The organism is Enemella evansiae, from assembly GCF_004362375.1.
In the GTDB taxonomy this organism is placed as follows: domain Bacteria; phylum Actinomycetota; class Actinomycetes; order Propionibacteriales; family Propionibacteriaceae; genus Enemella; species Enemella evansiae.
Genome location: NZ_SNXA01000008.1, coordinates 724,748 through 736,829, shown reverse-complemented (window position 1 = coordinate 736,829; position 12,082 = coordinate 724,748). Strand labels below are relative to the sequence as shown.

Genomic DNA, 12,082 nt, shown 5'->3' with positions numbered 1-12,082 from the left:
CGGCGCCGCGCGCGAGCCGACAATGCGGGAGGCGAGCGTCTGGCGCCGCGCGCGAGCCGACAGAATTAGAGCGCCCCCTGACCTTTGCGGAGGTCAGGGGGCGAACAACGGTCCGTCAGGTGCGTGTCAGACCGTTGCCGAACCGGCACGCGAGGCGTGCCGGAAGCCGAGCAGGGACAGGAAGAGCATCAGCACGGCGCCCGCGAATGCTGCCACTGCAGCGATTCCGGCGATCATGCCCATGGTTCCGAAGGCGTACGCGTTGAGCAGCATGCCCCGCAGGGTGTTGCCCATGAACAGGCTCTGCCGCAGTTCACCCATCGCCTTGGCCTCGTCGGTCGTCTTGTCCGGCAGCTTCTGGTATTCACCGGACACCTCCTCGTAGGTGCGATCGCCCGAGGACTTGTTCATGTGCACGAGGATGTAGTTGTCCGCGAAGGCCTTGGCCTGGGTGCCGTTGGTCATCTCCTGTCCCGCATAGGGGGCGAGGATCTCGCGGTCGGCCGGCGGCAGCGCTTCCAGGGAGGCGCCCGAGGGCATCGTGATCCGCTGTGCCGCGAGCTGGTCGTGCACCTGGGCATTGACGAAGCTGGACGCCCAGGTCAGCAACCCACCGGCGACCACCAGGATCGCGGCCAGGGAGAGGCCGACGGCGGAGATGAGCTTGTCGAGTGCGCTGCGTCGCATGAGCGGTTCCTTCGATTCTGTTGTGGTTGCTCCGACATGTCTATTATGACACGTAGTACTACACAATGTAGTTCTCGAAGGGGTGGACGAGCCCGATGTCGGCAATCTCACATCGGCGGGTACGCGACCCCTGGGCTCAGTCGGTGGCGCAGCTGCCGGTTCCGACCGGCGTCCGGTTGGTGCTGCTGGCGGCGGTCAGCGCGGCCTCCGCGGTGTCGTTGGTGAGCACGAAACCGGTCTGCGGGGTGACCGTGGAGCGGGCGAAGACGGTCCCGGCGACGCGGCCGTCCTCGGTGAGCAGTGGGCCGCCGGAGTTGCCCGGGTTCACGTCGGCATAGATCGAATAGATCTCCCGGGTGACCATCGACGAACCATAGATGTCGCGCCCGGTGGCGTGCACCGTGCCCCGGATCCGCGCCGGCTCCAGGTCATAGGGGCCGTCCAGCGGGAACCCGGCCACCACCGTCGACGTGCCGTTCTCCAGCGCCGGTGCGGTCTGCAGTGCCGGCGCCCGCAGGCTGGGGACGTCGAGCACCGCCAGGTCGCGATTCGGGTCGAACTGGATCACGGTGGCCGGCAACCGGGCCCCGGTGCCGCCGACCTGCAGGGTGATCCGGTCGGCACCGGCGATCACGTGGGCATTGGTGACCACCCGGCGCGGCTGCGCCACCCAGCCGGAGCCCTCGGCGACCCGATTGCAGCCCGGTATCGAGGCCCGGATCTTCACCACGCTGGCCGCCGCACGCTGGATGCCGGGCGTGGTGACCGCGCCGTCATCGGGAGCGGCCGCCTCCATCCGCGGTTCGTCCAGCGGGTTGCCGAAGACCGGCGGGAAACCGGCGTCATAGAGGGCGCGGGTGAGTTCGGAGGTGGCGGTGACGACCTCGGGCGGCATCCGATCGGTCGTCGCGGTGACCACCCGGGAATCGTTGAGGGTACGCCGCCAGGCGTCCGGTACGACCGGGAGCAGCGCCATCCCGACGAGTCCGATCACAATGGCGGTGACCAGCACGTTCACCACGGCCCCGCCGGCCGAATCCAGTTGGCCGCCGCCGTCGGCGCGGCGCCTGGCCATCAGCCGGGTACCGAGCTGGGCGGTCAGACCGTGCAGGGCAGAGGCCAGGCCGAGCACACCCACCAGCATGATGATCGCCCGGGCCGTCGAGTCCGGCCCGATCGAGGTGAGCGCCAGCAGCGAGGACAGCCCCCACAGGGCCAGCACCGCGCCGCCCAGATAACCGATCACCCCGAACACCGTGCTGACCAGTCCCCGCTGCCATCCGATCAGCACCTGGATGACCAGCAACAGGACCAGGGTCAGGTCGACGAGCATGGCGGCGGTCACGGCATCCATCATGCCGCTGCCGCCAAAGCCGGACGCGTACACGCGGGCGGAATTTCCCGCTCTCTGTGGGAACTTCTCACTAAGGTGCCACCTGATGAAATCTCCCGCCATCCCCGAGCACCCCGAATCGCCGAAGCTCGAACGCGCCCTCGGCAACCGGCACATCCAGCTGATCGCGATCGGTGGTGCCATCGGCACCGGCCTGTTCATGGGCTCGGGCAAGACGATCTCGGTCGCCGGCCCGTCGGTGCTGCTGGTCTATCTGATCATCGGCTTCATGTTGTACTTCGTGATGCGGGCGATGGGGGAGATCCTGTTGTCCCGCAAGGAGTACCGGAACTTCGCCGACTTCACCGGCGACCTGCTCGGCCCCTGGGCCGCGTTCTTCACCGGATGGACCTACTGGTTCTGCTGGGTGGTGACCGCGGTCGCCGATGTGATCGTGATCGCATCGGTCTATGTCACCCATCTGCTGCCGAACCTGCCGCCCTGGTCGACCCCGGTGATCGCGCTGCTGGTGATCGCCGCGCTGATCGGGCTGAATCTGCCGACGGTGCGGGCATTCGGGGAGACCGAGTTCTGGTTCGCGATGGTCAAGATCGTCGCGATCCTGGCGCTCATCGTGGTCGGTGTGGTGCTGATCCTCTCCGGTTTCACCTCCGCGCAGGGCACCGCCAGCTTCACCCACCTGTGGGACGCCGGCGGCTTCTTCGCCAAGGGGTTCCTGGGCTTCGTCGCGGCCTTCCAGATCGCCACCTTCGCCTTCGTCGGGATCGAACTGGTCGGCACGACGGCGGCCGAGACCAAGGACCCGGACACCAACCTGCCGCGTGCGGTGCGTTCGATCCCGATCCGGATCCTGCTGTTCTACATCGGTTCGCTGGTGGTGCTGATGTCGGTGATGCCGTGGACCACCTACGACGCCGACAACTCACCGTTCATCCAGGTCTTCGATGCCGCGGGGCTACCGGCCGCCGCGGCCGTGGTCAACCTGGTCGTTCTCACCTCGGCGATGTCCTCGGCCAACTCCGGCATCTATTCGACCTCGCGGATGGTCTATGGGCTGGCCACCCAGAACGACGCGCCGCGGATGTTCGCGCGACTGTCCAGCCGGCACGTGCCCCGCAACGCGCTGTTCCTCACCGCCGTGGTGCTGCTGTCCTCGGTGGTGCTGCTCGCCTCCGGGCTGGGGGAGTCGGCCGGATTCTCGGTGGTGACCACGGTTTCCTCGCTCTGCTTCATGTTCGTGTGGACGATGATCCTGGCCAGCTATCTGGTGTATCGCCGCCGGCGCCCGCAGGACCATGCCGCAAGCCGGTTCCGGATGCCGCTGGGCACGGTGATGCCGTGGGTGGTGTTCGCCTTCTTCGGCTTCCTGATCTGGGCGTTCACCGGTGACCCGGACACGCTGGCCGGTCTGTTGGCGACCCCGGTCTGGTTCGTGCTGGTCACCGTCGGTTATCTGGTGGTTCGGCGTACGCCCGATCATCGCGCCCAGCGCGCGGAGTTCCGCCGCCAGGTGGCCGAGGAGCACCGCCAGGCCGAGCGCGTCAGCGTCGGCTGATCCGGATGCACGCGGCCCGGTGGGTGGCCGAAAGCTCCACCGGGTCAGGGATCGCGGCCGCACAGTCGTCGATCGCGATCGGGCAGCGGGTGCGGAACACGCAGCCACTCGGCGGGTTCACCGGCGACGGCACATCACCGACCAGCACCGTGCGCGCGCGGTTGCGTTCGGCCTCCGGATCGACCTCCGGGATCGCCGACAGCAGCGCCGACGAATAGGGATGCGCAGGGTCGGCGTAGAGCTCACCACGGGTGGCCCGCTCCATGGCACGGCCCAGATAGAGGACGAGCACCTCGTGGCTCATGTATTCCACCGCGGCGAGATCGTGGGCGATGAACAGGTAGGAGAGTCCGAGCTCGGCCTGCAACCGTTTCAGCAGGTTGAGGATCTGTGCCTGCACACTGACATCGAGCGAGGCGGTGGCCTCGTCCAGGATGATCAGCTTCGGTTCCACGGCCAGTGCACGACCGATGCAGACCCGCTGCCGCTGGCCGCCGGAGAGCTGGTGCGGGTAACGGTCCAGCAGCCCCTCGGGCAGGCCGACCAGGCCCATCAGCTCCCGCACCCGCGCATCGCGGTCACCCGGATGCAGGCCGTGGATCTCCAGCGGATCGAGCAGGGCCCGCCGGATGGTGCGGCGCGGGTCGAGGGAGGTCAGCGGGTCCTGGAAGACCATCGCGACGGTACGCCGGACCCGGCGCAGCTCGGCGCCGCTGGCGGCGCGGACGTCGATCCCGTCGAGGGTGATCTCTCCCGAGGTGGCCTCCACGAGCCGCATCAGCGCGTTGCCGATGGTCGACTTGCCCGAACCGGATTCGCCGACCAGCCCGAGGGTCTCACCCGCTGCGATGGTGAAGCTGACATCCTCCACCGCGTGCACCACCGGTCGCTCCCGCCGACCGCGCAGCGCCTGGCGTACCGACAGGTCGCCGAGGCGGACCGGGAACTGGATCTGCAGATTCCGTACCTCCAGCAGGGTTTTCCGATCCTCGCTCATCCGGCACCTCCGCTCATCGGCCCGAGGTCGGGGAGGACGCAGCGGGTCCGTACCCGGTGGTCCGGGGCGACCTCGACCAGTGCGGGGCGCTCGGTCTCACAGCTCGGATCGGTGCGCACCTCGCAGCGGTCCCAGAAGATGCAGCCGGGCGGCAGGTTCCTGGGATCCGGCGGTGATCCGGGAATGGTGGACAGCGGCTGGTCGAACTCACCCAGCGTCGGCCGGGCGGCGAACAGACCACGGGTGTAGGGATGCCGGTGGCGTCGATAGAGCACATCCATGGGCGCCTCTTCGACGACCTGACCGCCATAGCAGACCACCACGTTGTCGGCGATCCCGCCGATCACGCCGAGGTCGTGGCTGATCCAGACCACCGCGGTGCCCAGGCGTTCCTGCAGATCCCTGACGACGCTGATGATCTGCGCCTGGATGGTGACATCGAGGGCGGTCGTCGGCTCGTCGGCGATCAGCACCTCCGGGTCGCAGCTCAGCGCGATCGCGATCATCACCCGTTGCCGCATCCCGCCGGAAAGCTCATGTGGGTACGCTTTCAGCCGTCGCTCGGGGTCGGGGATGCCGACCAGTTCGAGCAGCTCCAGGGCCCGCCGGCGCAGCGCGGTCCGGTCCAGGTCGAGGTGGGCGCGCATCGGTTCGGAGAGCAGCTTCTCCACCGTCAACAGCGGGTTCAGCGAGCTGGCCGGGTCCTGGAAGACGAAACCGATCCGACGGCCGCGGACCTGCTGCAGCTGGCGCGCGCTCATCGACAGCAGGTCGAGTTGCTGCTCACCGGCACCGAGCAGGGCGCGGCCGCCGATGACCGCCGGCGGGCGGGGGACCAGGCCGGTGGCCGCCAGCACCGACATCGACTTGCCCGATCCGGACTCGCCGACGATGCCGAGGGTCTGCCCGGGTTCGACCGACCAGCTGACCCCGGAGACGATCTGCGCCGGACCGATGCGCACGGTCAGATCATCGAGGGCGAACAACGGAGTCATGCGGCCTCCTTCGCGCTCACGAATCGCGGGTCCAGCGCGTCCCGCAGTGAATCGCCGAGCAGGTTGAATGCCAGCACGGTGACGAAGATCGCCAGGCCGGGGAAGATCGCCAGCCAGGGCGCGATGTTGAAGAATCCCTTGGCGTCGAAGAGCATCCGGCCCCAGGACGGCGCCGGTGGCTGTACGCCGAGGCCCAGGAAGGACAGCGCCGCCTCGGACAGGATCGCGAACGCGAACGACAGCGAGGTCTGCACGATGATCGGGGCGCTCACGTTCGGCAGCACGTGCCGCCACAGGATCCGCAGGCTGCCGGCCCCGAGCGCCTGCTGGGCCCGGATGAACGGCTCCTCGCGGATCTGCAGCACACTGCCGCGGGTGACGCGGGCGAAGATCGGGGTGTAGACGACGCCGATGGCGATGATCGCGGTGTTCAATCCGGGGCCGAGGACGGCCACGATCGCGATGGCGAGCAGCATCACCGGGAAGGCGAACATCACATCGACCAGCCGCATGATGGTGCTGTCCACCGCCCCGCGGAGATAACCGGCGAAGAGTCCGAGCGGGACGCCGAGCAGCACCGAGATCGCGACCGACAGCACGCTCACCTTGAGGGTGGCGCCGCAGGAGACGATCACCCGGGTGAACACGTCCCGACCGAGTTCGTCGGTGCCGAACCAGTGCGCCGCGCTCGGTCCCTGCAGGGCGGCGGGGATGTCGGTCTCGTTGGCACCGTAGGGGGTCAGGTAGCCGCCGAACAGGGCCCCGATCACCAGTGCCAGCAACACGATCAGGCAGCCCACCACGACCGGATTGCGCAGCATCCGACGCACCCCCCCGCTCACAGGGCGATCCTCCGATCGACCCGCCAGTAGAGAACGTCGACGAGGAAGCTGATCACCAGGAACAAGGTGGCGATGAGCAGCACCGCACCCTGGATCACCGGATAGTCGCGGGCCGCGACCGAGTCATAGACCAGCCGCCCGAGACCGGGCCAGGCGAACACCACCTCGACGACCACGACCCCGCCGAGCAGGGTGGCGAGCTGGGTGCCGCCGACGGTGATCACCGGCACCAGGGCGTTGCGCAGGATGTGGCCGAACAGCACGGTGCGTTCGCGCAGCCCCTCCGAACGGGCGGTGCGGACGTGGTCGGCGCCCAGCGTCTCCAGCACCGAGGATCTGACGTATCGGGTCAGGATGGCGCCCGAGCCGGTGCCGACGGTGATGGCCGGCAGCAGCACGCTGCGTGCCCAGGCGACCGGATCCTGGGTGATGGGCACGTAACCGCTGGAGGAGAACCAGCCGAGGGTGCTGCTGAACACCAGGATGAGCAGGATGCCCAGCCAGAAGTCGGGCACCGAAACCCCTACCTGGCTGAAGAAACGGCTGATCATGTCGATCGGCTTGCCGCGGTGCAGGGCCGCCAGCGTACCGAGCGGGAAGGCGATCAGCAGGGCGATGATGATCGCGGTGATCGCCAACGAGGCGGTCGCGCCGAGCCGGCCGAGCAGCAGCACGGTGACCGGTTGGCCCGAGCGGAAACTGACCCCGAGATTGCCGGTGGCGGCCTTGCCGATGTAGGAGAAGTACTGCTGCAGCAGGGGTTGGTCCAATCCGGAGGCGCGTCGCAGCGCATCGTAACTGGCCTGGTCGAAACGCGTGCCGAGGGCGAGCCGGACCGGATCACCCGGTACCAGGTGGATCAGCGCGAACACCACCACGCTCACTCCCAGCAGCACCAGGAGTGCATGCAGCAACCGTTTGAGGATGAACACCGCAGCGCGCCTTCGCGGTCAGCTCAGCGACGCGGTCCGGAACCGGATCGCGCGATCGCCGCGCACGGTGTAACCCTGCAGGCGCGGCGAGGACGCCTGGATCACTTCGGGGTTGTAGAGGTAGATGTAGCTGCCCTCGTCGGCGATCGTCTTCGCTGCCTGGGCGTAGATGTCCTTCCGCTTGGCCTTGTCGATCTCGGTGCGGCCCTGTTCGAGCAGGGCGTCCACCGCCGGATTCGAATACTTCTGGTAGTTGTTCGCACCGTCGGTGTGGTGCTGGCCGTAGTAGAAGTCGTCGGGATCGATGTTGCCGAGCCAGCCCATCATCAGCAGATCGAAGTTCCCCTTGCCCTGCTCGTCGAGGAAGGTGGAGAAGTCGACGGTCTTGATCTCGACGGTGACACCGATCTGCTTGAGCTGGTCGGCGAGCAGCTGGCCGATCGTCACGGTCTCCGGATATTCACTGGTGGCAAGGAATTGCATGGTGGCATTCGGTACGCCGGCCTCGGCCATCAGGGCCTTCGCCTTCGCGACATCGGTGGTGTAGGGGGCGTACTCGACGAAGAACTCGCTGGACTTCGGGATCGCGAGCTGGTTGACCGTCGCCTTGCCGTACTTGGCGGCCTGGGTGATCGCGGCCCGGTCGATCGCGAAGGCGAGCGCCTGGCGTACCTTCACATCCCGCCAGGGAGCCTTGGCCTCGTTGGCCGCCAGATACCAGTAGTCGTTGGAACCTGCCTGGCCGAGGACGACACTCCGGTCGGCGGCGAGCGCGTCGACCTGCTGCGGCGGCACCACATCGGTCCACTGGATCTCACCCGACTTCAGCGCGGCGAGCGCGGTGGAGGGCTCGCTGATGAAGCGGAAGGTGACCCCGGGCACCTTCGGCGCGCCGCCGTAGTAGTTCTCGTTGGCGCTGAGCTGGATGGTGTCACCCTGGGTGTAGCTGTCCAGCTTGAACGGGCCGGTGCCGATCGGTTTGGTGTTGATGGCACCGGATTCGACGTTGGCCTGCTGGACGATCGCCAGTCCCTTGAAGCTGCCGAGATTGGCCAGCAGGTTGGGGGAGGGGGATTTGACCTTGATGACCACGGTCCGCTCGTCGGGGGCCGACACATCGGTGACCGCCGACAAGCGCCAGGAGTTGGACAGTTTCTGCCCCAGCAGCCGCTGGTAGGTGTAGACCACATCCTTGGCGGTGAACGGGCTGCCGTCGTGCCACTGGACACCGTCGCGCAGGAAGAAGGTCCAGGATAGCTGATCGGGACTGTTCTCCCAGCGCTCGGCCAGCGCGCCCTTCATGACGAGGTTCTCGTCCGGTTCCACCAGGGTGTCGAAGACGTTCTCCAACACCTGGAAGGAGTTGTAGGAGGTGGTCGAGTTGGGATCCAGTTTGTCCGGTTCGCCGCTGATCGCGGCGATCAGCGCACCCTGCGGGCCCTGCCCACCGGCACCGCCACCGGGCACCTGGACGCTCTCCCCGGTGGAACATCCGGCGGCGATGCCGGCGATCACACCGACCGAGGAGGCGAGGAATACTCGACGAGACAGATCAGCCATGGCAAACCACCCTTTGCTGCGCTCCTGGCTTCAATATATTGCTCAGTCATTCACTTTAAGCACACTATGGCCCGTGTGGTGGGAGGGGAAGCGGCGGGCCGTCAGGAATGAGACGCCGGTCAGGACGACACCGGGATGACCGACCCGAGCACCACCGTGGTGCCCCGGTTCTCGTTGACCCACCAGTGCGGCTCCGAACACTCGTAACTCACGGTGTCACCGGTCTGCAGGACGAACGCATCCGATCCGACGACGACGCGCAGCCGACCGGACAGCACCGTGACCGATTCATACCCGAGATGCCGGTAGGCCAACCCCTCGTTGCTGTAACCCGAGGGCAGCTCGGTGCGGATCACCTGCAGGTCGGTGAGCCAGGACGGTGTCAGCAGCTCGCGGCGATAACCGGGGGAGTTCTCGTGGTGGGGCAGGTCGATCCCGGCGCCGGCGGCGACGAAGGTGACCTTGGTGGGGCGCGCACCGCAGAGCAGTTGGGTGAGCGGTACGCCGACCGCCCGGGCGAGCTTGGTCAGCGTACGCAGCGACGGATTGGCCCGGCCGCGTTCGAGCTGGGAGATCTGGCCCATGCTCACCCCGGACTTCTCGGCCAGGGCGGCGACCGAGAGCCCGAGTCGGGTGCGCGCCAGCTTGAGCGTCGCGCTGACGGCCATCGACTCGTCGGGATCGGTTGCCTCGGCACTCGACATAGCGCGGATCATAGCCGCCGGCGTACGCTGCGGAGCCGTTCAGCCCTCGCTGAGGGAGGCGAGGAACTCCTTGCCCCGTTCGGACTTCGGGTCGTCCAGGAAGGCATCCGGCGCACCCTCCTCGGCGATGCCCTGGTCGGCGATCAGCACGATCCGGTCGGCGACCCGGCGGGCGAACCGCATCTCGTGGGTGACGCACATCATCGTCATCCCCTCATCGGCGAGATCGCGCATCACCGACAGCACCTCGTTGACCAGCTCGGGGTCGAGCGCGGAGGTCGGTTCATCGAAGAGCATCATCGCCGGATCCATCGCCAGCGCGCGGGCGATCGCGACACGTTGGGCCTGGCCGCCGGAAAGGCTGGCCGGGTAGGCATCCTCCTTGTGGCTCATCCCGACGTGGTCGAGCATCCGGCGGGCGGTGGCGACCGCTTCGTCCTGGCTGCGCCCCAGCACCTCGCGCTGGGCGACGGTGATGTTGTGCAGCACGTTCATGTGCGGGAACAGGTTGAACTGCTGGAACACCATCCCGACCCGGGAGCGCAGGTGGTTCAGCGTCTTTTCCTGGTAGCGCAGCTCTTCGCCGGCGACCTCGATGGTGCCGCTGGTGATCCGCTCGAGGCCGTTGACACAGCGCAGCAGAGTGGACTTGCCGGCCCCGGAGGGCCCGACGAGCACCACGACCTCACCAGCGGCGACATCCAGATCCACGTCGGAGAAGACGACGGTCTCGCCGAATTTCTTGGTGACCTGACGCATCTCGACGATGTTGCCGGTCTGCTCGGGACCGGGGTTCGTCACCGCTTCCTCGGACATCTCGATCTCCTCGGGCATCAGTGCACCGCCTTCCGGTCGGCGTTCATTCGGCGTTCCAGCAGATGCACACCGCCGGTGAGCACCAGCACGATGATCAGGTAGTAGACCGAGACGGTCAGGTAGGCATTGAGCGGTGAGTATTCGGCCGCCGCCATGTTCTGCGCGGTGCGGAACAGCTCACCCATGCCGATGAAGGCGACCAGCGAGGAATCCTTCACCGCAATGATGAACTGGCTGCCGAGCACCGGCAGGATCGCCCGGGTGGCCAGGGGGATCTGCACCTTGCGGAGGGTCTGCACCCGGGACATGCCCAGTGAGCGGGAGGCCTCGACGAGCCCCTTGGGCACCGAACCGAAACCGGAGCGGATGATCTCGGCGATGTAGGCGGAGTTGTGCACCGCGAGCGCGATGGCCCCGGCCCAGAAACCGGACAGCAACACCAGCTGGGTGAGACCGAAATAGAGCACGAACAGCTGCGCGATCAGCGGCGTACCTCGGATCAATCCGATCCAGGCGGCGGCCAGCCAGCGCAGCGGGGCGATCGAGCTCATGTTCATCGCGGCGATCACCGCACCGGCGACCAGTGCCATCGCCAGCGCCACCGCCGTGATCGCCAGGGTCAGCCCGGCGGCCTTGACGAAGACCGGGATGTATTTGACGAACAGCTCGCCGAAGCTGGGCCCGCCCTGCTCGGTCGGGGCCGTGTCCATCACCTCGCGCACGGGCGCGTTGTCGATCTGGCCGGAGATGTCCTGGCCGAAGTATTTGGTGGAGATCTCGGCGTACTTGCCGTTGCGGATGATCTCGGCGAGGGCCTTGTTCACCTCACCGCGCAGCGGGTTGCCCTTGGCGATCGCCGGAGCCTGGGTCTCGTTGTAGAGCCGGTCACCGCAGGGTACGAGGTCGAGGCCGGCCTCCTTGATCTGGTTCTGCCCGACGAGCTGGTCGGTGACCGCACCCTGCAACCGGCCGGTCGCGGCATCCTGCAGGGCGGTGATGTCGGACTCGTAGGTCTTCACCCGATCGGTGATCTGGTTGTCCTTCAGGTATTTCTCGTAGGAGGTGCCGGAGGCGACACCGAGCTCCTGACCCCGGACGTCCTGCACCGAGGTGCAGGCCTGGCCCCGTTTGACGAACAGCTGGGCACCGGAGGAGTAGTAACCATCGGCGAAGTCGACGATCTGCGCCCGTTCCGGGGTCGCCGAGGTGGAGGCGACCAGCATGTCGTAGCGACCGCTCGCCGTTCCCTGAACGAGGGTGGAGAATCCGGCGGTCTCGGGAACCAGCTTGAGGCCCATCTGATCGGCCAGAGCCTGCGCGATGTCCAGATCGAAACCGGTGAGCTGGCCGTTGTCGACGTAGCTGAAGGGGCGGTATTCGCCGCTCATCGCCACCACCAACTCGCCCTCGCGGATGAGTTTCGGCTTGTCGGATTCGGTGTTGCCGGGGCTCGCGCATCCGGAGATCAGCCCGATGACCAGGACCAACAAGGCGGAAGCGACGGCTCGTAGCCGTGCTGACATGGAGGTCAACTCCTTGCACTGGGTGACAAGGCGTCGAACCTAGCAAAGTCTACGTTCATCGAGTAGCTGCCCCGGCGGAGCGAAGCGGAGCCTTCCCACGTTCATCGAGTAGGCAGC

11 protein-coding genes are annotated in these 12,082 nt (G+C 67.1%); 1 reads left to right on the top strand and 10 read right to left on the bottom strand.

Annotated elements, in window-relative coordinates; translation table 11 throughout:
• Positions 1 to 126: 126 nt before the first annotated feature.
• Positions 127 to 687 (bottom strand): hypothetical protein, encoded by a 561-nt coding sequence (locus tag C8D81_RS04130; protein ID WP_094358507.1) that lies wholly within the window; start codon positions 685 to 687, stop codon positions 127 to 129.
• Positions 688 to 823: 136 nt separating this feature from the next.
• Positions 824 to 2,032 (bottom strand): MarP family serine protease, encoded by a 1,209-nt coding sequence (locus tag C8D81_RS04125; protein ID WP_166646666.1) that lies wholly within the window; start codon positions 2,030 to 2,032, stop codon positions 824 to 826.
• 94 nt (positions 2,033 to 2,126) lie between these two features.
• On the opposite strand from C8D81_RS04125, the gene C8D81_RS04120 reads away from it, so the two are divergent.
• Positions 2,127 to 3,596, top strand: coding sequence for an amino acid permease (locus tag C8D81_RS04120; RefSeq protein ID WP_094425394.1), 1,470 nt, complete (start codon positions 2,127 to 2,129; stop codon positions 3,594 to 3,596).
• Here the strand turns inward: C8D81_RS04120 and C8D81_RS04115 are convergent.
• The 8 genes from C8D81_RS04115 to C8D81_RS04080 form a co-directional block, all read right to left on the bottom strand.
• Entirely contained in the window at positions 3,583 to 4,593 is a 1,011-nt protein-coding gene (locus tag C8D81_RS04115; protein WP_094425391.1) for an ABC transporter ATP-binding protein, read from the bottom strand. The two genes, C8D81_RS04120 and C8D81_RS04115, sit on opposite strands and share 14 nt — an antisense overlap.
• Positions 4,590 to 5,588: an ABC transporter ATP-binding protein gene (locus C8D81_RS04110; RefSeq protein WP_094429616.1), complete on the bottom strand. Its 999-nt coding sequence runs from the start codon at positions 5,586 to 5,588 to the stop codon at positions 4,590 to 4,592. Before C8D81_RS04110 ends, C8D81_RS04115 begins: the two co-directional genes overlap by 4 nt.
• Positions 5,585 to 6,430, bottom strand: coding sequence for an ABC transporter permease (locus C8D81_RS04105; protein WP_229237912.1), 846 nt, complete (start codon positions 6,428 to 6,430; stop codon positions 5,585 to 5,587). Before C8D81_RS04105 ends, C8D81_RS04110 begins: the two co-directional genes overlap by 4 nt.
• Positions 6,427 to 7,362 (bottom strand): ABC transporter permease, encoded by a 936-nt coding sequence (locus C8D81_RS04100; RefSeq protein ID WP_094358495.1) that lies wholly within the window; start codon positions 7,360 to 7,362, stop codon positions 6,427 to 6,429. The genes C8D81_RS04105 and C8D81_RS04100 overlap by 4 nt, the downstream gene beginning before the upstream one ends.
• Positions 7,363 to 7,380: 18 nt before the next feature.
• A complete protein-coding gene (locus tag C8D81_RS04095) occupies positions 7,381 to 8,922 on the bottom strand; it encodes an ABC transporter substrate-binding protein (protein ID WP_133625602.1) in 1,542 nt (513 codons plus the stop codon).
• 119 nt (positions 8,923 to 9,041) lie between these two features.
• Positions 9,042 to 9,626, bottom strand: a complete 585-nt coding sequence (locus C8D81_RS04090) for a helix-turn-helix domain-containing protein (protein WP_133625601.1) — start codon at positions 9,624 to 9,626, stop codon at positions 9,042 to 9,044.
• A gap of 39 nt (positions 9,627 to 9,665) precedes the next feature.
• Positions 9,666 to 10,460, bottom strand: a complete 795-nt coding sequence (locus C8D81_RS04085; protein WP_456151926.1) for an amino acid ABC transporter ATP-binding protein — start codon at positions 10,458 to 10,460, stop codon at positions 9,666 to 9,668.
• Positions 10,460 to 11,932, bottom strand: a complete 1,473-nt coding sequence (locus tag C8D81_RS04080) for an ABC transporter substrate-binding protein/permease (protein WP_166646665.1) — start codon at positions 11,930 to 11,932, stop codon at positions 10,460 to 10,462. The genes C8D81_RS04085 and C8D81_RS04080 overlap by 1 nt, the downstream gene beginning before the upstream one ends.
• Positions 11,933 to 12,082 lie beyond the last annotated feature (150 nt).

Bases quoted from the DNA above. Each gene is read 5' to 3' on its own strand.
- C8D81_RS04130 (WP_094358507.1), bottom strand. From the start codon at position 687: ATGCGACGCAGCGCACTCGACAAGCTCATCTCCGCCGTCGGCCTCTCC.
- C8D81_RS04120 (WP_094425394.1), top strand. From the start codon at position 2,127: ATGAAATCTCCCGCCATCCCCGAGCACCCCGAATCGCCGAAGCTCGAA.
- C8D81_RS04115 (WP_094425391.1), bottom strand. From the start codon at position 4,593: ATGAGCGAGGATCGGAAAACCCTGCTGGAGGTACGGAATCTGCAGATC.
- C8D81_RS04110 (WP_094429616.1), bottom strand. From the start codon at position 5,588: ATGACTCCGTTGTTCGCCCTCGATGATCTGACCGTGCGCATCGGTCCG.
- C8D81_RS04095 (WP_133625602.1), bottom strand. From the start codon at position 8,922: ATGGCTGATCTGTCTCGTCGAGTATTCCTCGCCTCCTCGGTCGGTGTG.
- C8D81_RS04090 (WP_133625601.1), bottom strand. From the start codon at position 9,626: ATGTCGAGTGCCGAGGCAACCGATCCCGACGAGTCGATGGCCGTCAGC.
- C8D81_RS04085 (WP_456151926.1), bottom strand. From the start codon at position 10,460: ATGCCCGAGGAGATCGAGATGTCCGAGGAAGCGGTGACGAACCCCGGT.